The sequence below is a fragment of the Lactiplantibacillus sp. C232 genome (genome assembly GCF_023806725.1).
Lineage (GTDB): Bacteria > Bacillota > Bacilli > Lactobacillales > Lactobacillaceae > Lactiplantibacillus > Lactiplantibacillus plantarum.
On sequence record NZ_JAMSKZ010000009.1, the window covers coordinates 15,907 to 42,849 of the forward strand.

Consider the following 26,943-nt stretch of genomic DNA (forward strand, 5'->3'; position numbering starts at 1 on the left):
GAAGTTCTTGGTTTTTTATCCTGGGAAGTTTACGAACCAGGCCAGCTCGCCTAATTAGGTCAAACTGTATGTGATGAAATGCTAATCCAATTATAGCGGACGGTGGGGCCCTTGAAAACCACCAATCGTTACTTCGACTCACATCTTGATGGCCGATGCTACCTCTCTGACAATAATCACCACGACCTGCTTAACCCACTGTGCATACTCATCCCCATTAGCCCCACAACATCATTATTTGCAGTATTCATACGCTCCCAGCGACACCTTAAGTAGTTCCCCACCTCCCATTTCGAACCAATTATTTAATTATGTTACTGAACTTTTACCAGAGTTCATCAAGTGAATGACCGGAAAACATGGTACAATATGACTACTAAAGATAAAGTAGGTGTCGAATCATGCGTAAAGTTCAGTTTTATGGGGCCGTTTCAATTGACGGTTGTTTAGCCACCAAGGATAATCGGCTGGACTGGCTGTTCAAAACAGCTGGTGCCAACGATGCCCCCACCGAAGCATTTATGCAGCAAGTTGATACCGCCATCATGGGCCGCCATACTTACGAATACACGATGGAACAAACCACTGATCAACTCATTAATCCATATAATCCGGCGACCCACAATATTGTCATGACTTCCCACCCCCACACCGGCGATGAACGCACCCAGTTCACCAATACCCCCGTCACGAAGATCGTCGAAGACTTGCGCCGTACCGCTGGCAAAAATATTTGGATTGTTGGCGGTGCTGGCGTCTTAATGCCGCTGTTAGCTGCGGATTTAGTTGATGAGCTCTACATCCAGATTGCACCAGTCATTTTGGGTGATGGTATTCCCTTATTTAAAGCAATTGACCAGCAACAGCGCTTTGAATTAGTTGACACCAATCGATATGGTCAGCTCGCCGAAGTCCACTATCAACGTTTAACAACTGAATAATGTCGTGATTAAAAAATCCCAGCCCGTTTGCAACACGCAAACAAGTTGGGATTTTCAATTGCTTTAAGCTTCACGTTGGCGTTTAACCGCCTGACGAAGTAATAGTGGTGCAATCAGCGTCGTTAAAATGATTGCCGTGATGACTGCCGAATAACGATCAGCTGATAGTAATTTGCCTTGATAACCAATCTGTGCAATGATCAGGGCCATCTCCCCACGTGACACCATGCCGGCGCCAATCTCATAGCCGCTTAACCAATTAAAACCCGCCAACCGTGCGCCGACCCCGGCACCAATGATCTTAGTGGCAATTGCCGCAACGGTAATCACAGCGATGAACCAAAAATCGTTCAGGAAACCATTGAATGACATATTCAGCCCAATACTAACGAAAAAGACTGGGATAAATACAGCATTACCAATGGGTTGAATATGCTCATCGATAACTTCATGATAGTCCGTCTGACCAACGGCGATACCGGCAAAGAACGCGCCAATCACAGCACTTAAACCGATTGCGTCCGCTAAGTATGAGAGTCCAAAACAAATCACTAGTGACATCAGCGTGATGGAGGTTGGAACCAGTAGGGCATTCCCCACGGCCATTAAATGTGGCACCACCCACTTGACCACAAAGTACAGCGCCACAAAGAACGCCAACTGAATCGCCAGCGAGAGTCCCAAGTTGGTTGAGGCATGACTACCGCCACCACTGACTTCACTGCCAAATAAGCTGATCATCAAACTCAGAATCAAAACAGCCAGGACGTCATCAACGACCGCTGCACCTAAAATCGTCGTCCCTTCTTTACCATCGAGGGCGCCTAACTCTTTGAGAACCGCGACTGAAATCGAAACCGATGTGGCCGCGAAGGTTACGCCCAAGAACAAACTTTCAGTGGCGTTAAGGTGAAATAGTTGGCTACACCAGTCAATCACCGCAACGGGTAGAATGACCCCCAGGACCGCAACTAACAAACTAGGACGCCAATACTTCTTCAGCAATTTTAAATCGCTCTCTAAGCCGGCCATGAACATTAAAATAATCACGCCAAGCTCCGCGAAGTCTTTGATAAAACTTGTTGCTGAGACCCAACCTAATACGGCTGGACCAAGTATAATTCCACTTAACAATTGGCCAATCACCGCGGGTAGGCCCATTCGGACACTCAGGTGACCCGCAACCGCCGTAACAATTAAAATCAACGCTAAACTACCAACGTAATCCATTAAAAACCTCCTAAAAAAGGGCACTGCAAGCTCTGACTACCCAACCCAAAAGTAGTCCGAATTCTTGAAGTGTCCTTCAACCGTAAAATCTATTGTGCAATTAGTATAGCATATTTTTATGAGTCTAGCCGTGACATCTACTTATGAAAGCGGTTATAATAACTCATATACTGTTAACTGAAAGGTCGCTTAGTCGTGTTGAACATTCCTGATTTTCGTCAACGTTTTGGTTTTTTAGTCTTTTCCATTATTCTGAATTCTGCTGCCAACGCGCTCACCATCGCCACCAGCCTAGGTAGCGCCGTCTGGACTGGCTCCAGCGTTAATCTAGCTGACTGGACCCATATTTCATTAGGAACCACCTTATTACTGTACGGTGTGGTTGTCACGATTCTCAACCAACTTCTGTTAGGTCACTTTGATCGGCGGCGGTTTATCTCCAACTTGCTCTATATCGTGCCCTTTAGTTACCTGGTCCAATTTATCGGCTACTTTTGGGATTGGCTACAGATTCCCGCCCTGCCCCTGTTACCACGCTTGATTCTAAACGTGCTGGGGCTATTAGGCGTTGCGGCCGCCGTCTCGATTTACCAGCGTTGTAATTTAATTCAGCATCCGAACGATGATTTATCGTATATCTTACGCTTTCGGTTTTTACATGGTTCCGCTATCATTGCCCAGTGGACCAGTTATTTGCCACCTCTGACGATTATCATCGTTTCATTCTTCGCCACAGGTCATTTGCGTGCCATTGGCTTCGGGACGGCCTTTGCCTTAATTGCTCAAGGTGCCATCATGGGGTGGTCTGATCATCATGTTTTTCCCCATCTCAAACATCACGTGGATATTGTCCAGGCGCATCATCCGGCCTAAATGAATCTTGACAAAGTTCAGGCCAAACCTCAATAATGAGAGTATTCTAATTTATTGGACTGAAGTAAATGAATTTAACGCAACTAACTAGTCAAATCATTTTGATGTTCATTCTCATGCTCGTCGGCCTGCTCGTTAACAAGCTCAGCTTCATGCATGCCCAGACTTCAACTGATTTAACCAACATCCTGTTATACATTGTGTCACCTTGCTTGATTATTCAAGCCTTTGAAAAGACATTTTCAGCCGACCGCTTACAAATGTTAGCCCGGGTCATTGCTGGAATTGTGATCATTTATGTGCTCATGATCATTGTGACGCAATTACTATTCAAACGTGTCTCTGACCAGAATTTGCGTCGCATTATGCGTTACGGTGCCGTATATTCTAATGCCGGTTTTATGGGGATTCCATTAACCAGCTCCCTATTCGGTGCAACTGGCGTATTCTATGCTGTTGCCTCGTTAGCGGCCTTCAATATTTTTAGCTGGACTCACGGTATCACCCTCTTCACCGGACAACAGGGCAATCGGCGGGATAATCTTAAACAGATCGTCTTTAATCCGAATATCATCGCCATTGTTGTTGGGCTACTGATTTTCGTAACCTCGCTGCAACTGCCAACGATTGCCAATAGCGCTATTAAATATGTCAGTTCGGTCAACACACCCCTGTCCATGATCGTTATTGGGAATAGTTTGGCAGACGTTAAACTTAACCGTGCGACACTCGATAAACGTCTTTGGTTAGTCATCTTATTGCGCAATTTATTGTTTCCATACTTGGCGATTGTTGTCCTCCAGCTAATGGGTATCACTGGCATCCCATTATTCACCACAGTGTTAATGGCTGCTTGCCCAGTCGCCGGAATCGTCGTCTTGTTCTCGCTCAAAGTCCACGGTGATCCCGGGCCAGCCGTTGCTCTAATGAGCATCTCAACGATTCTAAGTGTCGTTACCATTCCAATCGTCTTTGCTTTGGTCAACTTACACTAATGTGCCTCGCTGCTTTTAGTTAAGACTAAGTAAACGGCAACTAAAAATGAGCCATCAGAATTTTTCATTCTGGTGACTCATTTTTAATGACTAGCATTTGAGATACGGCTTAAACTTGGATCCACTGCGTTTTAGCAATTGGCAGAAAGCGCGCTAACTTTGGGTTGTGCTAAGTCGTGCGACGTCCATTGGCTCTAAACTGGCTGGTGTCAACCTTCAGCACTAGCCTATCTCAGCCATAAATTGCACTGCAAAACAGTGGCTACTTTGCAACCGCTCGTAGTTGTTCAATAACCTCTGGGCGTGGCTGAGTTAGTCCGGCCGGTGAAAACAGCTGCTCGACCAAATCATCGCTAAGCAAGCGACGTCGATGTAATAATTCAGGAATTGCTTGGTTAGTGGTGAGCGCTTCTTTAATCAGCGCGGTAGTCGTCTCGTAACCAAGGTATGGCGCCAAAACAGTTGCCGTAATGGCCGAATGTGCCACTTGATCTGCACAGCGTTGGCGATTGACCGTCAATTGCCGCACACAGTGATCGACTAATGTAGTCAAGGCCTGCTGTAAATGCTGCTCACTGGCTAGCAATGCCCGTAACATAATTGGCTCAAAAGCGTTTAATTCCAATTGGCCCGCTTCCGCTGCCATTGTTACCGTCGTGTCGTGACCAATCACTTCAAACGCAACTTGGTTAACAACCTCCGGAATAACCGGATTGATTTTACCTGGCATAATAGAAGAGCCTGCTTGCTGCGCGGGCAAATTCAATTCACCAAAGCCAGCTTGTGGGCCGCTCGCCAGTAATCTTAAGTCATTGCTAAACTTGGAAAGGTCAACGGCTAACGTCTTCATGGCCGCAGAGAATTCCACGAACAAATCGCAGTTTTGCGTTGCATCGATCAAGTCTGGTGCGGCTACTAAATCTAAATCAGTATTTTGATTTAATTTCACTAAAATCTGCTGTTGATACGTGTGAGTCGCGTTGATGCCGGTACCGATTGCAGTCCCACCCAAATTTACGATTCGGAGATGTTCGCCCGCCTGCCGTACACGGGTCAAATCACGCTTGAATAATTGGTAATAAGCATGAAAGGTCCGCCCGTACGTCGTCGGTACCGCATCTTCAAGCTGAGTTCGGCCAACTTTGATGGCATCTTGATAACGCTGCGATTTAACCAGTAACGTTTGTACCAACCGGCTGAGTGCCGTTAATAGTCCTGGGAGTTGCATGCAAAGCGCCATTTTACCGGCCGTTGGAAAAGTATCATTGGTTGATTGTGATTGATTAACATCATCATTGGGATGAACGGCAACTGCCGGCATCAACCGGTGAGCCAAATTAGCCACCACTTCATTGACGTTCATGTTAGCCGAGGTCCCAGCACCCCCCTGAATCGCTGGCACAATGAAGTTATCCGCGTAACGCCCCAGTAGTAACTGATTACATGCCGCAATAATGGCGTGTGCCTTATCATTAGACAAAGTTCCGGCAGCCGCATTCACACTGGCCGCCGCTTTCTTGATTTGAACGAGACTTTGCATGATCAGTGGATGCATCAATTCCGTCGTAATCGGAAAATTATGAACGGCACGTAACGTATGAATTCCATACAAAGCATCATCCGGAACAGCTAACTTACCAATACAATCAGCTTCAATTCGCATAGCAAAACCCTCTTATTTAGATTTCATGTTACATCTTCTAACATGAATAATTAGAGTTTAGACCATTTTCTCTGAAATACAATCCTTTTAATTGATTTACGACTAATATTAAGTTCAACGCCAATTATGGTTAATATTCATTAAGCTCATCATCAGCATACTTCATATTAATTAACTGTCCCCTACTGCCAGCGCCTATACCAATCATTAAGTTATTACACAAACATCAACAGCCTACTTAACAACAGGTATCGTGCTAGTCATTTTAGGATTAATCATGATTAAAACGTGTCGTTTTTTAAGTTCAAAAACGGCCAGCTAAAAACCGCTGGAAATAGGTGCGAGTGGGCGTAAACATGCTTTTCAAGTTCGTCCTACGCCGACTTCCAGGCATTTCTGCCAATTGCTGGAACGCGGTGGACACAGATTTAAGCCGAAGCCCACGTCTTAAATACTGGTCTTCCACTAACCAAGCCAAGGACGCTTGCTAAGTGGAATTTCACCGCTGAGCATTGGCCGAAACGCCTTCCAGTCGGGACAGTGTTCGAATGGCGGACATGTGCGTACCCAACTTTTGGTAAATTCGTCATTGTTTTTCATAAACAATAATTTTATCAATCAACTGTCAGGGTGAAAATGATATTAGGATGTCTCACTATTCCTCAATCAACATCGTAATAATTGGCCGTCTCGACAAAGTGGTTAATACAACCCTAACGTTTCGTTTAAAGTTCCCGTATCAAATAGCCAACAACAGATTGTGCTAAGTTAAGTGGCCGTTCATTAGCCATTCGAGCGGGTTCCCGACTGTAGGGGCTGGGTGACAATGCTCAGTAGCCAAATTATTCTTAGTCGGAAGTGATTTTCTTCCGGCTTAGAATAAGACTCGTATTTGAGATGACGCAGGTTATGCGTTAGCTCAAATCGACGTCGGCTGCGTTCCAGCAATTGTCACCCAGCCCCAGAGGTCGGAATAGGACGCACACCGGCTGACGAACAACAATCTAAACTTGACACGTTTTAATCATGATTCATGACCGATTAACTAATACACTGCTAATATTGCGCTTGTCGTGTCACCACCCGTGGATAATGAACAAAGTGGGCATAAAAGCCAATCATTAACACGACGACCGCTAACCCGCAGACGCCGTTCCAACCAGCTAAATCCCATAAGACGTTGCCACAAAATGAACCTAGGGCGCCACCCATGAAGTAGCCAAACATGAATACCGAATTGAAACGGCTACTGGCATGGACATCGATGCTTTGAATCCGTGTCTGATTCGCGACCTGCCCGAATTGAGTACCTAAATCAAGAATGACAATACCAATAATTAACCCCACCAAATGCGTACCACTCAGCCAAAACACTACGTAGGCTAATGTTGATAACACTAGACCCAAGCCGATAATCGTTCGGGGCCGAAAACGATCAGCTAGACGGCCAATTAAAGGGGCTGCTAACACACCGGTAACACCTAGCAACGCAAGCAGACCAGCTTCACGACTTCCCCACCCGTATTGATGTTGCAAGTAAAAGACGAGTGTTGCCCAGAAAATATTAGAAACACCAAACAAGACAAATCCGTTAACAGCCGACGCTCGCAAAACCGGATAGCGTTTTACTAACTGAGGTACTGTCTGAATCATGGCTTTATAATTCGTGGTATGTGTCGTCACGGGATCATGCGGTAATTTTCGCCACAAGACGAGCCACAATCCTGCAATCAAGATAGCGGCAATCAGATAGACCATCTGCCAAGGCAAATAGCTCGCAAGTACCCCACTGACAGTTCGTGACAAGAGAACCCCCACGAGCAAGCCACTCAGGACGTTGCCCAAGACTTGACCACGCTGATTACGAGGTGCGAGAAAGCCGGCGTACGGAATAATAACTTGTGGTGCCACCGAGGTTATCCCAATCAGTAAGCTTGCCAAGGCGTACACCCAAATATTGGGAGCCACGAAGGCTAGTAACGCTGAAATGATTGCGAGTACCAGTAAGCGCATAATCAACATTCGGCGATTCATGATATCACCCATGGGTACAATTAAGAGCAACCCGAAGGCATAGCCTAACTGCGTCAGCATTGCCACCGCGCCAATAACGGCGTTTGGGAGATTAAACTGTTGCGCAATGTCCGCCTCAATCGGTTGAATATAATTAATATTAGCCACTACAATGGCCGCGGAGATCGCCATTAATAGGACCGTACTTTTATTTAAAGATTTTGAATTCACGTTAATTTCCTTTCCAATTTTGAGATTTAACAGCTTAGTCAAAATTAGAAAGCTTGTTCAACCCTGATGATCAACCAGTGTTTTAACTGTTGATCAACGGGGACACTACCGCGCACGCCTAGTTAACCCACTGCTTAGCAGCGGCCAAATCAGTAACCATATGGGTCGGCCGTTCAGAACTAGTCGGTTGTCGCTGATCACGATTAATCCAAATCATCGGCCACTGCATAGCACTGGCTGGAACAACATCGGATTCATAGCCACGTGCAATATGCCAATGATTATCTGCTGTTAACTTAAAACGCTCTTGAACCGTTTCAAAGAAAGCTAACGCTGGTTTGTAAGCTTGAACGTCTTCAGCCGTAACAACCGCTGTGAACGGCACCTTTAAAGCAGCAATGTTGGCCGGCATAATATCCCAGGAAGAATTCGACATAATAATCAATTGATAGCCCAATTGCTGCCACGCTGTTAAGGTCGGTATAACATCGGCGTATGGTAATAAGTGTCGTTGCACTTCCAAGCATTCAACGTAATGACTTTCAAAGAAGTGTCTCTGTTCAAACAATCGATCTAAATGCTTAAGATCAGCCCGGACTAATGTTGAATAATCTAGATAAGGATTGACACTGGCAGGATCGTCCTCATAAGTCGCGTAGGCTTTGCGAACCGTTAGTGGGTCTAAACCAACCGCCAATCCTAAATTAGCCACCCATTGATACAGCGGCTCAGTATTAATTAACGTCCCGTAACAATCAAATGTTAAATATTTTTTGGTCATATTTTTTAGCTTCCTTACTGAATGTCGATGAATTGTGCTGACTATTATTAGCACGACTCACCACAAATTAACTAATATTATCTATTTTATTTTACCACGACACCGAACACTCAGCAGACCGCCCCGGTACCAATTAATAGGACTAGGACTTGCATCGTGATATACTTATTGATTGTGCATTATTACAGAATTTATAAAAGAAAGGACGGTATTATGCCAACTCAAAATTCAACGTTGCCGCTTGATGCCAACGGCCAGCCCTATCACCGGACTTGGCTTGTATTGACTTTACTTGTCGGGACGTTCACCACCTTCATTACCCAAACACTATTAACGACAGCTTTTCCAACGTTAATGGCCGATTTTCATATTTCAGCAACCGCCGTTCAGTGGTTGACCACTGGTTTCATGTTAATCATGGGAATTATGATTCCCGTCAGTGCCTGGTTGCTGACCCGAATCAATTCCAAGTATTTGTACTTAACAGCCATGCTTATTTTTGGTCTGGGAACTACGCTGGCGTACTTTGCCGTCAACTTTCAGATGTTGCTGATTGCCCGAATGATTCAAGCAATGGGCGTCGGAATTTCCGCCCCAGTGTTTCAAACAATCATGTCTTCAGTTTATCCACCCGAAAAACGGGGTTCCGCAATGGGGACAGCCGGAATTGTTATTGGCTTAGCACCCGCCATCGGACCGACACTCTCTGGCTGGATTATTGATAACTATTCCTGGCGGGCACTCTTCTTATTCATCCTGCCAATCAATATCCTAGTCATCATCGTTTCATTCTTCACTTTGCGGAAAGTCTTACCAACTTCCAAACAACCAATTGATTGGTGGTCAGTCTTGATCTCAACAATTGGTTTTGGCAGTATGTTATACGGTTTTTCATCCGTTGGTAATGCTGGTTGGGGCGACCCAGTCGTTCTCACAACTTTAGTCATTGGTCTGATTTTCATTGGTCTATTCGTCTGGCGGCAACTTCACATGGATCAGCCATTATTGGAATTACGTGTCTTTAAGATTCCGGCTTTCACCCTATCCGCAATCCTGACCGCCCTCGCTTACATGGCTATGATGGGCGTCGAAATGATTTTGCCAATGTATATTCAAACGGTCCTCGGTCGTTCAGCAATGGACTCTGGATTGATTTTATTACCTGGCGCAATCATGATGGGGATTATGAGCCCCATTACTGGTCGCATCTTTGACCATATCGGTGCCCGCAGACTAGCAATGACGGGGATGTTACTCCTAACGCTAGGAACTGCTTTCTTCCTATCAATTAGTGCCACGACCCCAATCTTATGGATCATCGTTGTTTACGCCATTCGGATGTTTGGCCTGACCATGGTTACCATGCCCGTCACAACGACCGGGATCAATGCGTTACCTTTCCGGCTGATTTCCCATGGGACCGCCGCCAACAACACCCTACGTCAAGTCGCAGCTTCAATGGGGACGGCCGTTTTAATCAGTGTCTACTCCAGCGTCGCTAAGTGGCAAATGCCGGGACATCAATTACTGACACAGGCACCTTTGAAATACCGTCAGGACGGAATCACCGCAACCTTAACTGGTTATCACATGGCGTTCGTTGTCTCACTCATTTTTTGTGCGATTGGCTTTGGGATTACCTTCTTCTTAAAAGCCAATCATTCAAAAACCATTAGTCAGGAGGATGATGCCGCATGATCATTGTCTTACTAATTCTGGCAACCTTTGTCTTTGCTGGCACGATGATTTTTTCACCGGCAGGCCGTAACCGTCTCATTGCCATTATCATTAGTGGCCTCATTATTGCCACTAGCCTCATCGCCCTCGTCCTAAACGACAATTACCATTGGGGCATGCACGAGGTCACCCGCACGCAGATTCAAGACTTAGCCCCGCTAAAATCCAAACAAGTAGCGTTGCGGGTCCAGCAACTCGGAACAGGGTCTGAACGCGTCATCAGTTACCGGGTTGCAGCCGCCACTAAAGTCAGTCACACGGTGACCGCAACCACCACAACAACTAAACTGACTAGCGGTTCACCCGCGCAGGTTCAACTAAAGACCACGACTTGGCAGTTCAAAAATCACCTGACACACGTGTTATTCAGCCTAGGAAATACCAAGACAAAAATTGTTCAACGCCAATATTTGTTTACAATTCCTAAGACGTGGCAAGTGGTGACAGTTAAAAATTAGATGTTAATAAAACTGACTAACCATCTTGGCTAGTCAGTTTTATTTTGTTTAATCGTCATCACTTGTGGCGCTTCGCCAGCCAATCAACCGCTGAAACCTGATACACATTCTCATCATGATCGCCATCCAATAAGTGCTGACCACCTGGATGCTGAATCAAAAAGTCAAAGCCCGTCCGTTGCGCCACCGCATTGCTTGCCTGATTGTCCACCGCCGCACGAATCCGCAAACATTGCCGATGATACTGATTAAAACCCAAGTCACAAACGCCACGGACGGCTGCCGTCATGACGCCGCGTCCCTGAAATGGTCGTCCCAACCAATAGCCGATGTTGGCACTGTGGTCGTTATCATCGAAGTGGTCACAGCTAACCATTCCCGCAACCCGTTGTTCAACGACAATGACTAGGTTGAGCGCTTGCGCTTGTTGTAACTGAGCTTGTGCAAAAGTTAAAAAGCGTTGTTCATCCGCCACCGTTTGAATTTTAGCCACCCATGGCAAATAATACTGATACTGCGCACGATTAGCGGTTAATAATGCTAGTAATGCCGGCGCATCGCTTTGGGGTAGCGGTTCTCGCAATTCAATCGCTGGTGTGACTCGATAAGTTAGCATGAACATTCCTACTCTCTTAGATGAAAAATCGCAATCATGATTAATTGAATGATTAACCATGATTGCGATTTAAGTGTCTCAAAACCCAATTAATGTTGCAGTAATAACGTAATTAAAATCAAGGCGCTGACGACCTGAATCGTCCCCACGCCTAAACCATACAGTGCTAAGCGCTTGCCAGCTTTCATAAAGTTAACAAGATTCAAACGTAACCCGATAGCTGCTAACGCAATGATTTCAAACCAACTACTGATTGTATGAGCCGTTGCGCCAATAATTGCTGGTAACGAAATCAAGCTATTCAATGCACATAAGATTAAGAACCCGGCCACGTACCATGGTAACCAATGACCGTTCCCATTACCACTGACGACAGCATCCTCAGCCAATTCATTTTCAATCGTGCGTTGGTGTAACCGGCCAAAAATCAAAACAACGACGACTAGCATCATAATCCGCATAATTTTGAAAATCGTTGCAAATTGAACCGTTGTTTGATTAACCATACTAGCTGCGGCCACCACCTGCCCAACTGATTGTAAAGTTCCCCCAATCAACGCCCCTTTAAGAATGACACTGCCACCAAACACGGCCATTCCTAAGACCGGTAACGTTAACATCAGCACTGTCCCCATCAAGTTAACTAAGGTAATGACAGTCCCCTTATCATCTTCATCCGCGTCAATAACGGGTGCGATTGATGCAATCGCCGACGACCCACACACGGCGTTACCGCCGGCCATCAGCATACGTACCGACTGGCTGAAACCCAGCTTACGCCCTAACCACAAAGCCCCAACGATCGTAATCGTCATTTGGCAAAGAATAAAGAGCACGCCGAACCCACCAATTTTGCCAATTGTCTGTACCGTCATCGTCGCACCGAGCAACATCACGGAATATTCCAACAGCTTACTTTCTGCGAACTTAGTCCCCCGACCAAGTTGCGGTTGTTTCAGAAACGTATTGCCACCAATGATTCCTAATAGAATCGCGATAGTAGCCGCACCTAACGCTGGCACAAATTGCGCCAATCCTTGACTAATAATTGCAATGACCAGACTGGTCACTAACCCCGGTAAAATCCCTTTGACCTTCATTCGCTTTCTCCCATCTCTATCTCGATGCTTTTAAGTATACGAAAGTTATTTACATTTGAGAAATAAATTATTATGATAGTTACTATTAATAAACATAATAGTTAGGGGTGAACACAATGTTTAAACAATTGGAAACGTTCTGTGCGGTATACGAAACTCGCAACTTCTCCCATGCCGCCGAGCAACTTTTTATTTCCCAGCCGACCGTCTCAACACAAATCAAACAACTTGAAGCCGATTTACAAACCACGCTCTTAACACGTAACGGGCGCCAAGAAATCGTTCCTACTGCCAGTGGTCAGCTCCTCTATCAACAGGCTCAAAAGCTGTTAACAACTTGGGCCGCTACCAAAACAGCGGTGCAATCACCACGCCACTTAGTGAAAGTTCCTTGCCGGATTGGTGCCTCACACACAACCGGGCGTCTGATTCTACCCACCTTATTAGCCAATTTGAGTGCCGTCAGTGATCGCTTTGACTTTCAAGTGACGCTTGCCAATTCGGCCGAAATTTTGACCGCTATGTCCCAACACAAACTGGACTTTGGTTTAGTTGAAAAGCCACTCGTTACTGACCAGCTCAATCGCTTGCCATTTGGTCACGATGAGCTCGTCCATGCGGGCGACTTTGCCAGTCCCCTCTGGCTGCTACGTGAACCTAATTCCGGTGTGCGTCATTATACCAACGCCTTTTTAAAAGCCCGCAACATTCAGCCAGCACAAGTCATGGTCATCCACAGTAACCAAATCATCGCGGACCTCCTCGCTCATGGTATCGGCCAAACAATTATTTCACGTCACGTTTTAAGCAACGAGATTCCCATCGAACAGCTAAGTGCTCATTACCAACGCCAATTCTTTTTACTGACTAACACGCAACCGGCAGCGGCACTGCGCCCCGTACAGACTGCAATTACCCAGTACCTAACAACGTGGTCAGATTAGCGATCCCCGCCGTTGTTATTAGGTCTTTTTGACATTAGCGTTTAAAAAATGGTCTGACCACTAAAGTCAGACCATTTTTGATATTCACTGAACAACCGGCTGCCACTGTTGCCAAACTTGTTCATCACTATATTGTTCACTACTCCGATAGGCACCCTTGCTAAGTCGTTGCTGACGTTGCGGACTTTCAAGTGTTCGGGTCAGCGCTCTGACTAGTTGGTTGACGGCACCATCCGTGACCAGATAACCATTCTTGCCATCCTTCAAAACATCCTTAGGACCATAGTTAATATCATAAGCAATTGCTGGCACACCATGACTAAGGGCTTCAATTAACGATAATGGCTGCGCATCACTTTCACCAGTATAAACGTAAGCACCGGCTTGATCATAAGCCATTGTTAAGTTCGGTTGATACCCAGCAAAAGTCACGGCGGTCTCTAGGTGCAACTGGGACACTTGCTGTTTTAGACGGTCAAGTTCACCACCATACCCGTAAATCACTAAGGTCGCATCCGTAATCTTATGGTGCACTTGGTCAAAAGCTGTCACCAGCTGATCGACGCGCCGTTCCGCATCCAAACGGCCGGTATAAATAATTTCATGCGCATGACGTTCACTGATCGAAATTGGTGCGTGTTGAGCTTGCTGTTTGGAAACAACGGCCGCTGAAATCGTCAGGATTGGGACACTCGGTTGACCACCGAGCCACTGCGTCAAATCTTGCTTCTGTTGTTCGGTACTCGTAATCACACCGTCCCAAGCACTCAGAAACTCGTGCAGGCCATAAACATACGCGTTATTCAAATTAGAATAGACTTGATCACGCGGATCGACTGCATGTGGCGTGGGTAACCACAAATATTTTTTAGCCGCCGTCTGCATGTTCACCACCGGCCACTGAGCAGCTAACGGCCGATCCGCAATAAAGACGTTGTTTTCATCATATTGCTTGTTCAGTTCATCTAAGAAGAACCGGTACCATTCTTGTTCACCATTAAAGTAGTAGTCACGGCCATGATAATTGATAAGATGGCACAACGAAACATAATTAGTCCCATTATTATCATGCGCATAATACTGTTCGGCCATCCGACTACCATCTGGTCGATAGAAAATATCCGTGATTGGTTCCCCGGCTGACGAGAAGAATTCATCACGGGCCTTAAAGCCCCGTTCATCATAATCAGTACGCTGAACAAGATTATTGAAGTGATCAAAAATTTCAATGAAGTACACGTGCCCCACCGTGCTGGGAACAAAGTGGACCTTAGCAACCAGCCGATCACCAGCTCGTACCTCACTGACATTGGGGTCCGGCTTAATGTCATAGGCAGTTGGCCAGTTCAAATCAGCCATCTTGATGACCCGACTGGAAAAGCTGGTCGTTTCACGAAAAAAGTCAAACAAGTTGGCCATCTGATCATCGGCAATATTGAAGCGCCGCATATTCTGATGTAACAAACCATCGAATTGACGCGTTACTAGTTTAGCCGGTGCCTGATGATCTTTAAACAACTGGAGCCGTTTAAATTCGGCATGTTCCACACCAGAATTTAACGCCATTAAATATTGGTTCACAAAAAAATTCATCGCTGTGTTGCCCCCTCAACTTGATAAAAATCGGCTGCGGCTTTCATGAGTGGTTGCCACTGTTGCCAAACAGCCGTTGTGCTAAAGCGTTGGGCATCTTGATAAGCCTGTTGACTATACATGGCTAACTTTTTCGGCTGCGTTAACAAGTCGATCATCGCCGTAGCCAACGCATTTTCATCATTGACCGGCACCAATTGACCATCGTGACCGTCCCGAATAATATCACGTGGCCCATATTTGACATCATAGGCAATCTGGGGCACCCCGTGGGCCTGACCTTCAAGCAAGGCAAGTGCAAAACCTTCTGCCCGCGACGTTAACATCGCCAACTGCGCATCATTATAGACAGCTGTTAAATCGGTCGTATAATCATTAAACGTAACTGCCGCTTTCAGTCCCAGCTGTTCCACAAGTTGATGCAGTTGTTTGCCGGTATCTCCATTTGCATAGCCCCAGAAATCAAGGGTCGCATTCGGCACTTGGGCCAATACCTTTTTGAATGCCCGGATCACCTGATCTTGTTGCTTTTCTTCGGCTAAACGCGCCACAAAAATAATCTTGCCTGCGGTGCGCTGATCAAAAGATGGCTTAGGCGCATTCAAAGTCGCGTCATCGACAATCCCAACTGGAATCGTATAAACGGCGGGTTGATTGCCAAAGCGGGCTTGAAAGTCAGCAGTTTGTTGCTTAGTCGACGCAATAACGCCATTCCATTGGTCTAGGTTATTGAGCGCGTAAGCATAATTAAAGTTGAGACTAGCCGTCTTCGGATGTGCTGGATCATTAACGTGATTACTGTGTAAGTGCATGACTTTAAACGCTTTAGTTCGCATGTGAAGTGCGGCGTAAGCCAACTCATACGTCCGATCAATGACAAAGACCGCATGCGGCGTCCTCCGATTAAGTTCATCGAGGAAAAAGGTTGTCATTGCCGTTTCACCAGCAAATGACCAGTCTTGCCCCTCATAATTAATGAATCGATAAAGTGAATTTTGGACCTGATTTTGTCGATCTGCCATATGAAATGTCTGATAGACGACCTCCCCGTCCGGATTAAAGACTTGTTCACTTGCTACTTGTCCATCAGCGGCATAGAACTGTTCAAGCCCTTTAAATCCCCGGGTATCGTACCAATCGGTCTTCACTAACTTACCATTTTGATCATAATATTGGACATTGTTCAGTTGTTTTTGAGTGTTCAGAAATGTATTGACCTTCATTAATAATTGGTCATTTTGATAAACTTCATAATGACGCCCAACGGGTTGCACACGCAAGTCCGGTGCTAGATGCAGATCTTCAATCGTCATCTTAGTCGTTGGCCGTTCACTGGAATGCTGAATGAAATCAAACAGATTAATTTGATTTTCAGCCGCAATCCCCGCTGCTGTCAGTGTCTGGTGTAACGATAATGAAAAAAATCGCGTGACCATCTTAGCAGGAACGTGATGCTGGTTAAAAAGTGCCAGCCGTTTCATCTCAGCATGTTCAATTCCCGATTTTTTCGGGTTAATGCTGGTATTCACAAAATAATACATTATTACTCGCTCCCTTACACGACGTTCTGCTTAACGGTCTCGATTATAACAAATTTTACTGAATTAATAAGAATATCGCTCACAGCTTTAAGCCATTTTTTAAGTTACCTTCTGAATTTTACCGCGAGTGTGATGATAATGTGGCGAAAACATGATGAAAGTGTTAACTTGTTACACCATGTTACTTTATTACAAAATTGGCTCAAACCGTAATCTGTTATTTATTGCTTTGCAATCTGCGGTCGGTATACTAATCACCATTCAATCGAAATAACAACACAACTTTTATAGGAGTGACTGATTAACTTATGAAAATTAAAAATGCCCTATTAACTTCATTGGCAGCTACCGGTCTGTTAGCTTTAGGTACTACCGTTGCTAATGCCGATACCGTTGTCGTTAAAGCTGGCGATACTGTCAGTGAAATTGCTTTAACGCATAAGACGACCATCAAAGCGATTCAAAAAGCCAACCATTTAAAGAACGTTAACTTGATCTATATCGGTGACAAACTGGAAGTCAACGGCAAACACCACGCAACCACGGTTACTACCCAAGTACCAACTAGTGCTGCTTCAAGTACGGCTAGTTCGACCAGTACTGCCAGTTCAACGGCCAACAGTACTAGCACCCAAAGTGCCAGCAGCGCATCCGTTAGCAGCAGTACAAGTACGTCAGCAGCTAGCACGGCTACCAGTTCGTCAACGACAAGTGTCGCCTCAAGTAGTGCTGCCAGCTCATCAAGCACAAGTGCTGCTTCAAGTAGCGTGACCAGCACGTCAACCGCCAGCGCGGCCTCAAGTAGTGCCGCCAGTTCGTCAACTAGCAGTGCCACTTCAAGCTCTGCAACGAGCCAAGCTAGCACGGCGTCAAGTTCAACCGCCACTTCCGCATCTATGACGAAGTTGAGCAACACCACTGCTTCCAGTGCCGCCAGCACAAGTACGGCAGCCAGCAGTAGTGCTACCACTTCAAGCAGCACCACAACGAGTACTAGCAGCAGTTCATCAACAACTAGCACATCAAGTAGTGCTGAAGCTGCCGCAAAAGCCTGGATTGCCAACAAGGAATCCGGTGGCTCCTATACCGCATCTAACGGGAACTATTATGGTAAGTATCAACTCAGCAAGTCACTTCTAAACGGTGACTACTCAGCTTCTAATCAGGAAACCGTCGCTGACGAATACGTGGCTTCACGCTACGGTTCATGGGTAGCGGCCAAGGCCTTCTGGGAAGCCAACGGTTATTACTAAACACATTCATGCACAACTGAACATACAATCAGCGCGGTCCTATATGGGGGCCGCGTTTTTCTGTTGCCATATAGGTGCATCGGACTTGCCTGACTGCAAACTGGCAATCCCCCCATGATCGGCCCTTATTGCAGTCCTTCATCAACCACTATGCAAATGGTCTGCTGGTAAAGTCGAACACGTGCAAGCCGCAGTCAATTTGGGAGGGCTTTTCAAAAGTCCAATTCTACCATGCCCCCCACCGTCAACGTAATCACGTTACGCAGGTCACTACATTGACACACTCGTCACTAAGATTGCATTGCAAATTAGCGGTAATGTAAGCGTTAATCTGTTACACTATGTCTTAATCGGGCATGTTTTATTTTCTAAAAAGTCCGTCAGTAAGCAAATTGCGCTTAACGAACCGCTTACATGATGGTAAACTTTAAGGGAAGTCTAATCTAGTTTGGGAGTGAATCAATTATATGAAAATTAAACACCTATTATTATCCTCATTAGCAACAACTGGTGCCATTGCCCTTGGTGCAACTGCTGCTAAGGCCGATACGGTGACGGTCAAGGCTGGTGACACTGTCAGTGAAATCGCAGACACTCACAAAACAACCGTTGCCGCCGTTCAAAAGTTGAACCATTTGAAGAACGTCAACTTAATCTACGTCGGGGACAAACTACAAGTTAACAAACACCAGACAGTTAAAATGACACGGGCCACCACCTCAGTAGCCACGCCAAGCACGACGACTACAATAACTAGTGCCGCCGTTCAAAATCCTACTAGCACCGTTACCGCCACGTCAACGGTTAGTCAAAGCACAGCGAGTCAAGCCAGTGCCAGCTCAGTTACCAGTGCAGCCAGTCAAAGCAGCACATCAGCCGTTAGCCAGAGCAGCACGAGTCAAAACAGCGCCAGCTCAGTTACCAGTGCAACGAGCCAAAGCGCGACGTCGGCCGTTAGCCAAAGCAGTACTAGTCAAGCTAGTGCTAGTTCAGTCACTAGTACGACGAGCCAGAGTGCAACGTCGGCCACTAGCCAAAGTAGTACTAGTCAAGCCAGTGCTAGTTCAGTCACTAGCACGACGAGCCAGAGTGCAACGTCGGCCGCTAGCCAAAGCAGTACTAGTCAAGCCAGTGCTAGTTCAGTAAAAAGTGCGGCTAGTCAAAGTACAACGGTAACCAGTCAAAGCACGACGACCACCGCTAGTTCAGCCGCAACTAGTAGTGCAAGTACTAGCAGCACAACTGCCAGTCAAGCTAGCTCAAGCACGGCCAGTTCAACAACAAGCACGACAACCAGCTCGACTAGTACATCTGAGGCTGCTGCCAAGGCCTGGATTGCTGCTCGCGAATCTGGTGGCTCCTACACCGTAACCAACGGTATTTACTATGGTAAATATCAACTTGGTCAATCCCTCTTAAATGGCGATTATTCTGCCGCCAACCAAGAAGCGACTGCCGACGCATACGTCGCTGGCCGTTACGGCTCATGGACTGCTGCTAAAGCGTTCTGGCAAGCAAACGGCTGGTACTAATCAGCATCTGCAATTATCAAATTCAAGCTTTATCATTGACATCAAAGCCAGCGCGGACGACTCATCGTTCGCACTGGCTTTTTTCATTAAGATATAGCAGTGATGTTCTGATTTAATCAGGTCGTCACACCACCAATTCTGTTATACTAACGCTATCCTAATTGAGACGGAGGGCTCACACATGCACTTAACATTGACCCAAACAACCATTAACCAGCAAACTTACTGGCTGGGCACAACGCCCACCGGCTTAGCCTTTGTCGGCCGTGCCAACGGTCCACGCGACGAATGGCAAGCCTTCTTCAAATCCGCTAATATTCATTATGATCAACAAGCTAATCAACAGGCCTGTCAAGAATTACATGATTACCTAACTGGTCAACGCCAGCATTTTGACATACCCCTCGACCAAACGACGGGCACCCCTTTACAACACCAAGTTTGGCAAGCTTTAACCCGTATTCCATACGGTCAAACTGCAACTTATTCACAACTCGCCACAATGATCAATCACCCTACCGCAGTCCGAGCTGTCGCCAGCGCCGTTGGTCAAAATCCACTCCTTATTGTGATCCCCTGCCATCGTATCCGCCGCAAAGACGGTCAACTTGGCGGCTATCGTGGTGGTTTGCCAATGAAACGCGCCCTATTAGCTCTTGAAAACGCCCGCTTGCCCAAATAAGCTTCACTTAGAACCAAGCGCACGCCCTTGTCACACCGAATCAACTATGTCATCATAAAATCAAACAATGATTGCTAATTGTGCCAATAGTTATTAGGCCTAATTAGGATTAAAACGTGCCAAGTTGTGTAAGTTCAAAAGCAGCCAGCTTAGGCCCGCTGGAAAAAGTTCGAGTTAGCGTAAAATTACTTAGTTGGCGCGTCCTATGCCGACTTCCAGGCATTTCGGCCAATTGCTGGAACGCGGTGGACACAGATTTAAGCCGAAGCCCACGTCTTAAATACTGGTCTTCCACTAACCAAGCCAAAGACGCTTGCTAAGTGGAATTTCACCGCTGAGCATTGGCCGAAACGCCTTCCAGTCGGGACAGTGTTCGAATGGCGGACATGTGCGGACCCAACTTTTGGTGAATTCGTCATTGTTTTTCATAAATAGTAATTTCTCTCAGCAACTATCAGACTGAAAATGATATTGGAATAGCTCAACATCTTAAGCCGCTGTAGTCAAAATTGAATGTTGCGACAAAGTAGGTTATGCACCCTGATGTTTTATTTAAAGTTCCCGTATCAAAATAGCCAACGACAAATTTCACCAAGTTAAGTAGCCGTTCATCAGCCATTCGAGCGGGTTCCCGACTGGAGGGGCTGGGTGACAATGCTCAGTAGCCAAATTATTCTTAGCTGGAAGTGGGTTGCTTCCGGCTTAGAATAAGACTCGTATTTGAGATGACGCGGGTTGGGCGTTAGCTCAAATCGACGTCGGCTACGTTCCAGCAACTGTCACCCAGCCCCGGAGGTCGGCATAGAACGCACACCGGCTGACGAATAACAATCTAAACTTGGCACGTTTTGATCCTATTTCATGACTAATTAGCTCGCACAACACGTAATGACTTTATTTCAAGAATTTGGGGGACAAACTAATGCTATCCATCGCACATATTCAGAAGCGTTTCGGGACTGTTCAAGCATTAAATGACGTATCATTTGATGTCCATGACGGAGAAATCATGGGATTGATTGGTCAAAATGGCGCGGGGAAATCAACCACGTTTCACAGCATCTTAAATTTTCTATCATTCGACGGTCAAATTACTTGGAATGGGCAACCGTTGACCGCTGATGACTACGATCAAATCGGCTATTTACCCGAAGAACGTAGCCTAATGTCCAAATTAACCATCACACAACAAATCGTGTACTTGGCCCGTTTGAAAAATCAGCCGGCACGGGTGACCAAGGGCAAAATTGCCGCATGGATGAAGCGCTTTGCGGTCAAGGGGCAGCCGACCGATAAGATTGATAAGTTATCTAAAGGGAACCAACAAAAGGTCCAGCTGATTTGTACTTTAATTCATGATCCCAAACTGATTATCTTAGACGAACCGTTCAGTGGTTTGGACCCGGTCAACGCCGACCTGCTCAAGCAAGCTATTTTAGATGCTAAGCAACGGGGCGCCGCGATTATTTTTTCCAGTCATGATATGAGTAATGTCGAAGCGATCTGTGACTCACTCGTTATGCTACGTAATGGTGAAGCAGTCCTTAAGGGTACCGTTGAAGATGTTCGCGCCCAGTTTGGCCGGACCCGTCTCTTCTTGACGACTGACTGGTCACAAGCGCAACTGGCCGATCTACCAGGAGTCACCACCGTTACTCAACAAGGTGCCCGTCGATTCCGACTCGAACTTGCAGATGCTTCAGTTGGCCCAGCGATTTTTGATCAAGTCACTGCTGGTCATTACATTGAAGAGTTCAGTCAGCAGCCACCAACGCTGGATGAGATTTTCCGAACTGAAGCGGGAGGTGTTAACCATGAATAAGACTTGGATTGTCACTTTTGAAACCTACTTGCGGCAGATCAAGTCCTGGAGCTTTTTGTCACTCGTCTTTATGCCCTTCTTGTTCTTCGGGTTCGTGGCCGCCTTTTCTTATTTTGCTGCACCCAGCGCTAGTAAGAATGACATCGCGGTCGTTAGCACTAGCCCACAATTACGCACAAGTTTCATTAAGCAGAGTCATGTGGCTACCGCTAATAAATACCAAACACTCGCCAGCGCTAAGGCGGCGACGAAGCGCAATGACATCGCCGGCTACCTCGTTTTAACAACCAAGAATCAACAGTTGCAAGCGCAGTTCACTGGTCCTAATGCTGTCAGCAGCGGTGACAAGGCTAAGATTCAGCAGTTCTTAGCCACTGCCCAAAGCCAACGTAACGTACAGCGCGCACAACTAAGTGCCAAGCAGACCCAGGCGTTGACTGTACAGCCAAAATTTACTGAACAATTACAGAAACACGCTGCTTCAGATAAAACGGCTAAAACGGTCTCCTTCTATATTGTCGTCTTCTTTGTCTACTTGATTTTGACCACTTATTCAGCAATCACAGCCCAAGAAATTGCCGCAGACAAAGGCACCAAGATTATGGAAGTCATCTTCTCGAGTACGACACCGCGGAAATACTTCAATGGTAAAATTTACGGTGTCTTACTAGTCATTGTGACTCAGCTGCTCGTCTACTTAGTGGGTGGCTTTGCCGTCATGCAATTCGTTAAACGTAGCTCACTCACAATTGATTTTTGGCAACAGAATACCGATCTGATCAATCAAGTAATTCACAACTTGGTCTCAATCAACTTGTTGTTTGCATTACTGGCCGTACTACTCTACACCGTAGCGTCGGCCTTCTGTGGTGCTTTGGTGACCCGGGTCGCGGATGCTAGCAAGGCAGCACAACCGGTCATCTATCTGAGTATGCTAGCGTTTTTCATGGCCCTAGCCTTTCAGAACACACCCACCAATCTCTTCGTTAAGATTTTCTCATATATTCCGTTCTTCTCATCATACTTCATGCCATTACGCCTCATTAACGGCATGGCAACGATGCCCGCTGCAATCGTGTCACTCCTGATTCTCATTGCAACAATCATTGGAAGTATGATCTACATCGGCCGAATCTATGGTGGGCTAATGTTACAAACGGATGAACTCGGTTTCTGGGGCAACTTAAAGCGTGGCTTACGGTTGAAGTAGGCCCACTAATTGAATATTATTAATACAATATAACAACAGCAAGCACCCGGTCTAGCAACGCCATTATGCGCTAGACCGGGTGCTTGTATTTTTTGAATTCACATTTTCGACTTATCGGCAACTAGCTCAAACAACCGTTAACAACAGCTAAATCAAGTTAAGCCTGCTTCGTCGGATAAATCGTAAATTCATTAACGTTAACATCTTCTGGTTGGTCAATGGCAAAGTTAACCACGTTCGCAACAGCTGCTGGACTGATTCCCACTTGTTGATAAAAATCAGTCATATTCTGTTTGGCCGTCTTATCCGTAATCGTGTGCAGTAATTCCGTATTGATGGCCGCTGGATATAAGCTGACCGTTCGAATATTGGTACCTTCTTGGGCACTTTCCATCCGAATGACTTCCATCAAATTACGAACCGCAAACTTCGTAGCACCGTACACGCCGGAGCCAGCAAAGGACTTAATCCCAGCCACTGAAGATGTCGTAATAATCTGACCAGATTTTTGAGCGGTAAAGATTGGCATAACCGCTGCCACCCCGTTCAAGACGCCTTTGATGTTAATATCAACCATCTGGTCCCATTCATCCGTGTGCAAGGCACTGATTGGCGATGTCGGCATAATCCCAGCATTATTGAAAATCACGTCAAGCCCACCGAATTGCGTTTGCGCTAGCTTAACCAGTGCTTGTACATCGGCCGACTTCGTTACATCCGTCACCTGATAGGCCGCTTGTCCACCAGCTGCCTTGATTTCATCAACTAAAGCAGCCAGGCGTTCTTCACGCCGTGCGCCCAATACGACTTTAGCACCATTACTGGCTAATTGCTTAGCGGTCGTCGCCCCAATTCCGGACGAGGCCCCCGTAATCACAACGACTTTGTTTTTAACTGTCATCTAACTGTTCCTCCTACTCACCGTAAACTTCTTTGATCAGTGCCATTGCTGACCACGCCTTAGGCCATCCCGCATAGAAAGCCAAGTGGGTAACAATTTCAACGGCTTCATCCTTTGAGATACCATGATCTTTGCCCATCTTAAAATGCGCCTTTAATTGTGGAAAATCACCACTGGTCATTAAGCACGCAATGGTAATCATGCTCCGATCATGTAAACTTAGTGTGCTTTCGCGTGCCCAGACTTCACCAAATAACACATCATCATTTAATGCGGCAAACTGTGGTGCTAATTTGCCTAAGTTGTCGCGTCCTGCGGTTTGTTTAACTGTCATATTAGTTTCCTCCTTCGATAACTACTTTAACTTTTATAATTTTGCGTAGGCTTCATCATCAACTGGTTCGAGCCATTCGCTAGTTCCCTTAGTAATCGCGATGTGGGCAAACCAACTATCCTTTGTTGCACCATGCCAATGCTTCACACCAGGATGAATTGTGACCACGTCGCCGGGATGCAATAACTGGGCTGGTTTACCAGCCTCTTGATACCAACCTTCACCACTCGTTACCAATAAGATTTGGTATCCGTTATGATGGATATGCCAATTATTCCGACAGCCAGGTTCAAACGTCACGTTGGAAACATTCACGTCGACCTGCTCATCACCGGCTAAGGCATTCAGGTAACTTTGACCGATAAAGTATTGTTGGTAGGCCTCATTCTTTACACCTAATCCAAATAGGCCGCTATTATTAGTTGTTGTCATATTAAAAACACTCCTTAATTATTTGATTGCTAACTGATTGATGAATACAGCTTACAACTTAAAGTGCACTTTAAGTCAACAATAAAGTTTGAACTTGCTAAAATAGGATTTCGTGGTATTGTTATTGCTAAAGTTACTTCAAATAAAAGTTAGAATAAGGAGAATTTTAAAATTGGTAAGGACTACTACAGAACGTTATTCAATCGGTGACTTCGCTAAAGCCGTTGGTCTCAGCGCCCCCACACTACGCTACTACGAAAAAGCGGGCTTGATTGAACCACATCGCTTAGACAATGGCCGGCGCTATTATGAGACTGCCGATATTAACTGGGTCAAATTCTTATTGCATCTTAAAGGAACGGGTATGAGTATTAGCGAATTGCAACAATACGTTACCTGGCGCGCAGCCGGCGACGACACGATTCCCCAGCGATTAGCACTACTCAAACACGTTAAAGAAGACTTTCTCGTCCAGTTCAACGAAGTTCAGCATCATCTACAGATTCTCAACGACAAAATTAATTGGTATGAAGAAAAGGAAGCTGGTATTACCCAGGATCACGAAGATTTTTCGAGTTACTTGCAACGGTTTGGGCATCACGAATAACTGAATAACGCACAACCGTCACCACAATCATTATTAAGTTAGATACACCGAGATTCAGTCGCCTTGCTCAAAAAAAGTAATAGTCATTTCAAGAATCAATTCTTGAAACGACTATTACTTTTTTTGAAACCTTTTCCGGCACAATTAAATTCACACTTATTGACGTTTCCGTTAAGCCAGCAATTCCGTAATCATTTTTTGATAAATCTCGATGAAGCGCCCATACATATCCAAATCAACATATTCATTAACTTGGTGCGCTGTAATATTGCCGGGTCCGAAGACAATCACTTGCATATCAGGACTCTTTACAATATAAGACGATGCGTCCGTCCCACCAGGAGCACCAAAGTACGGGAGCCGTTGCTGTAAAACTTGTTCCCCAACCTTCTTCGCCAACTGGACCAACTGGCTATCTTCCGGCGTATGCACTGGGTAGAACGAACTTGCGATGTCCATCGTTAGATTGGCACCATCTGCATTGCATTCAGCAATGATGGCTTCCAAATCCTTAATCAAGCGGTCATTCCGTAATTCTGGAATCGTCCGAATTTTTACTGACATTTCGGCACTGGCTGGGACGGTGTTGACCTGTTCGCCACCACTAATTAACGTCACGACAGGCACGGTTGGGCCCAATACGGGATTAACAATAGTCTTGAAACTGTCAAAATAGGCAGTTTGTTTCTGATAGTAAGTCATCAACATATCGATGGCGTTTTGACCAATCGCTGGCATCGAACTGTGGGCCGCCACCCCTTGCGCTTTAATCGTATAAGTCAGTGAACCCTTATGCGCTAATTCGATGAAGTGTTGTTCGGTCGTCGGATTCGCATCCGCCATCCGTTGCGCCGTATCGCCGTCAACACCTAACATGGCTTGAATCGACTTGGTCAGTAAAAGTTGTTTGTCCGCACCGCTTGGTTCCGCACAGATCAACGTTTGAATATCATCGGCGTAACCGAGTTCCGTCAATTGTTCAGCGCCTAAATGGTCGACTTCTTCTCCCACAGTTGCGAGTAACCTCACCGTGCCATGGAGTGGGGCGTCCTGATCGTGCAATGCAATCATCGCGAAGACTTCAGCCATTAGTCCAGCCTTCATGTCCGTCACACCGCGACCATACAACCGATTATCTTTGATAGTTGCTGCCAACGGGTCCGTGTGCCATTTATCTGCATCACCCAACGCCACCGTATCTTCATGACCATCCAACGCGACGACTGGGCCGTGACCATCACCAATTTCGGCCACCAAGTTCACCCGCCCGGGAGCGTACTCGATTGATTGTGCTTCAATACCATGTTGCTTTAAAAGTGTGACCAAATAATCCGCCACCAATTGCTCATGGTTATTTACCGTATTCATTTTTACAATATCGCTTAATGCCTGTACAGCAGCTTCTAACTGTGCCGTTTCTGCCATGCCATTCATCCCCTAGTCATCCTTAATTA

General features: G+C 46.0%; 24 protein-coding genes and 1 riboswitch. Of the genes, 12 read left to right on the top strand and 12 right to left on the bottom strand.

The features are described 5' to 3' along the window. Window position 1: 1 nt before the first annotated feature. Window positions 2-46, bottom strand: a riboswitch (PreQ1 riboswitch). Window positions 47-401: 355 nt separating this feature from the next. Then, window positions 402-941: a dihydrofolate reductase family protein gene (locus MZO41_RS09665; RefSeq protein WP_013355866.1), complete on the top strand. Its 540-nt coding sequence runs from the start codon at window positions 402-404 to the stop codon at window positions 939-941. A 63-nt stretch (window positions 942-1,004) separates the two neighbouring features. Here the strand turns inward: MZO41_RS09665 and MZO41_RS09670 are convergent, their stop codons facing one another. Continuing rightward, entirely contained in the window at window positions 1,005-2,171 is a 1,167-nt protein-coding gene (locus MZO41_RS09670) for a cation:proton antiporter (protein ID WP_022638700.1), read from the bottom strand. 195 nt (window positions 2,172-2,366) lie between these two features. Here MZO41_RS09670 and MZO41_RS09675 point away from each other — a divergent pair, with 195 nt between their 5' ends. Together MZO41_RS09675 and MZO41_RS09680 are read left to right on the top strand one after the other, a co-directional pair. Then, window positions 2,367-3,044: a YczE/YyaS/YitT family protein gene (locus tag MZO41_RS09675; protein ID WP_021355942.1), complete on the top strand. Its 678-nt coding sequence runs from the start codon at window positions 2,367-2,369 to the stop codon at window positions 3,042-3,044. A 68-nt stretch (window positions 3,045-3,112) separates the two neighbouring features. Further along, window positions 3,113-4,039 carry an AEC family transporter gene (locus MZO41_RS09680; protein ID WP_058906786.1) on the top strand — a complete coding sequence of 309 codons (927 nt, stop codon included), beginning with the start codon at window positions 3,113-3,115 and terminating at the stop codon, window positions 4,037-4,039. A 262-nt stretch (window positions 4,040-4,301) separates the two neighbouring features. Here MZO41_RS09680 and MZO41_RS09685 read toward each other — a convergent pair whose 3' ends face one another. The 3 genes from MZO41_RS09685 to MZO41_RS09695 all read right to left on the bottom strand — a co-directional run bounded on the left by MZO41_RS09685 (window position 4,302) and on the right by MZO41_RS09695 (window position 8,727). Beyond that, window positions 4,302-5,702, bottom strand: coding sequence for an aspartate ammonia-lyase (locus MZO41_RS09685; RefSeq protein WP_011101929.1), 1,401 nt, complete (start codon window positions 5,700-5,702; stop codon window positions 4,302-4,304). A gap of 1,056 nt (window positions 5,703-6,758) precedes the next feature. Next, complete coding sequence (locus MZO41_RS09690; RefSeq protein WP_013355869.1) at window positions 6,759-7,946, bottom strand: MFS transporter; 1,188 nt, start codon at window positions 7,944-7,946, stop codon at window positions 6,759-6,761. A gap of 118 nt (window positions 7,947-8,064) precedes the next feature. Next, window positions 8,065-8,727 (bottom strand): HAD family hydrolase, encoded by a 663-nt coding sequence (locus MZO41_RS09695; RefSeq protein ID WP_003644813.1) that lies wholly within the window; start codon window positions 8,725-8,727, stop codon window positions 8,065-8,067. Between the two features lie 213 nt (window positions 8,728-8,940). Between MZO41_RS09695 and MZO41_RS09700 the strand changes: the two genes are divergently transcribed. Both MZO41_RS09700 and MZO41_RS09705 read left to right on the top strand, forming a co-directional pair. Further along, window positions 8,941-10,425, top strand: a complete 1,485-nt coding sequence (locus MZO41_RS09700; RefSeq protein ID WP_011101931.1) for an MDR family MFS transporter — start codon at window positions 8,941-8,943, stop codon at window positions 10,423-10,425. Next, entirely contained in the window at window positions 10,422-10,922 is a 501-nt protein-coding gene (locus MZO41_RS09705) for a DUF4811 domain-containing protein (RefSeq protein WP_003644815.1), read from the top strand. Before MZO41_RS09700 ends, MZO41_RS09705 begins: the two co-directional genes overlap by 4 nt. 58 nt (window positions 10,923-10,980) lie before the next feature. On the opposite strand, the gene MZO41_RS09710 is transcribed toward MZO41_RS09705, so the two are convergent. After that, window positions 10,981-11,544, bottom strand: coding sequence for a GNAT family N-acetyltransferase (locus MZO41_RS09710; protein ID WP_015825853.1), 564 nt, complete (start codon window positions 11,542-11,544; stop codon window positions 10,981-10,983). Window positions 11,545-11,627: 83 nt separating this feature from the next. Then, a complete protein-coding gene (locus MZO41_RS09715; RefSeq protein WP_013355871.1) occupies window positions 11,628-12,638 on the bottom strand; it encodes a YeiH family protein in 1,011 nt (336 codons plus the stop codon). Between the two features lie 116 nt (window positions 12,639-12,754). Between MZO41_RS09715 and MZO41_RS09720 the strand changes: the two genes are divergently transcribed. Then, a complete protein-coding gene (locus MZO41_RS09720) occupies window positions 12,755-13,582 on the top strand; it encodes a LysR family transcriptional regulator (protein WP_003642119.1) in 828 nt (275 codons plus the stop codon). A gap of 84 nt (window positions 13,583-13,666) precedes the next feature. Here MZO41_RS09720 and asp1 read toward each other — a convergent pair whose 3' ends face one another. Together asp1 and MZO41_RS09730 are read right to left on the bottom strand one after the other, a co-directional pair. Then, the gene (asp1, locus tag MZO41_RS09725) at window positions 13,667-15,175 is read right to left on the bottom strand and encodes an accessory Sec system glycosyltransferase Asp1 (RefSeq protein ID WP_013355872.1); all 1,509 of its coding nucleotides are present in this window, start codon (window positions 15,173-15,175) and stop codon (window positions 13,667-13,669) included. Continuing rightward, the gene (locus MZO41_RS09730) at window positions 15,172-16,716 is read right to left on the bottom strand and encodes a glycosyltransferase (RefSeq protein ID WP_003644818.1); all 1,545 of its coding nucleotides are present in this window, start codon (window positions 16,714-16,716) and stop codon (window positions 15,172-15,174) included. The genes asp1 and MZO41_RS09730 overlap by 4 nt, the downstream gene beginning before the upstream one ends. Window positions 16,717-17,024: 308 nt before the next feature. Between MZO41_RS09730 and apf (MZO41_RS09735) the strand changes: the two genes are divergently transcribed. The 5 genes from apf (MZO41_RS09735) (at window position 17,025) to MZO41_RS09755 (ending at window position 23,215) form a co-directional block, all read left to right on the top strand. Continuing rightward, the gene (apf, locus tag MZO41_RS09735; RefSeq protein ID WP_003642122.1) at window positions 17,025-17,969 is read left to right on the top strand and encodes an aggregation-promoting factor; all 945 of its coding nucleotides are present in this window, start codon (window positions 17,025-17,027) and stop codon (window positions 17,967-17,969) included. A gap of 467 nt (window positions 17,970-18,436) precedes the next feature. Continuing rightward, window positions 18,437-19,501, top strand: a complete 1,065-nt coding sequence (gene apf / locus MZO41_RS09740) for an aggregation-promoting factor (protein WP_003642123.1) — start codon at window positions 18,437-18,439, stop codon at window positions 19,499-19,501. A gap of 181 nt (window positions 19,502-19,682) precedes the next feature. After that, complete coding sequence (locus MZO41_RS09745) at window positions 19,683-20,183, top strand: methylated-DNA--[protein]-cysteine S-methyltransferase (protein ID WP_003644756.1); 501 nt, start codon at window positions 19,683-19,685, stop codon at window positions 20,181-20,183. 922 nt (window positions 20,184-21,105) lie between these two features. Then, complete coding sequence (locus MZO41_RS09750; RefSeq protein ID WP_003642126.1) at window positions 21,106-22,005, top strand: ABC transporter ATP-binding protein; 900 nt, start codon at window positions 21,106-21,108, stop codon at window positions 22,003-22,005. Further along, complete coding sequence (locus MZO41_RS09755) at window positions 21,998-23,215, top strand: ABC transporter permease (RefSeq protein ID WP_003644757.1); 1,218 nt, start codon at window positions 21,998-22,000, stop codon at window positions 23,213-23,215. The genes MZO41_RS09750 and MZO41_RS09755 overlap by 8 nt, the downstream gene beginning before the upstream one ends. Window positions 23,216-23,372: 157 nt before the next feature. On the opposite strand, the gene MZO41_RS09760 is transcribed toward MZO41_RS09755, so the two are convergent. Genes MZO41_RS09760 through MZO41_RS09770 form a run of 3 tightly spaced genes read right to left on the bottom strand, consistent with a single transcriptional unit; the run spans window position 23,373 to window position 24,882 of the window. Then, window positions 23,373-24,116, bottom strand: coding sequence for an SDR family oxidoreductase (locus MZO41_RS09760; protein ID WP_003644758.1), 744 nt, complete (start codon window positions 24,114-24,116; stop codon window positions 23,373-23,375). Between the two features lie 13 nt (window positions 24,117-24,129). Further along, window positions 24,130-24,450: a carboxymuconolactone decarboxylase family protein gene (locus MZO41_RS09765; protein ID WP_003644759.1), complete on the bottom strand. Its 321-nt coding sequence runs from the start codon at window positions 24,448-24,450 to the stop codon at window positions 24,130-24,132. A gap of 33 nt (window positions 24,451-24,483) precedes the next feature. Further along, the gene (locus tag MZO41_RS09770) at window positions 24,484-24,882 is read right to left on the bottom strand and encodes a cupin domain-containing protein (RefSeq protein WP_003644760.1); all 399 of its coding nucleotides are present in this window, start codon (window positions 24,880-24,882) and stop codon (window positions 24,484-24,486) included. Window positions 24,883-25,054: 172 nt separating this feature from the next. Here MZO41_RS09770 and MZO41_RS09775 point away from each other — a divergent pair, with 172 nt between their 5' ends. After that, complete coding sequence (locus MZO41_RS09775) at window positions 25,055-25,489, top strand: MerR family transcriptional regulator (RefSeq protein ID WP_003644761.1); 435 nt, start codon at window positions 25,055-25,057, stop codon at window positions 25,487-25,489. Between the two features lie 171 nt (window positions 25,490-25,660). Here the strand turns inward: MZO41_RS09775 and MZO41_RS09780 are convergent, their stop codons facing one another. Further along, window positions 25,661-26,923: an ArgE/DapE family deacylase gene (locus MZO41_RS09780; RefSeq protein WP_003642132.1), complete on the bottom strand. Its 1,263-nt coding sequence runs from the start codon at window positions 26,921-26,923 to the stop codon at window positions 25,661-25,663. Window positions 26,924-26,943 lie beyond the last annotated feature (20 nt).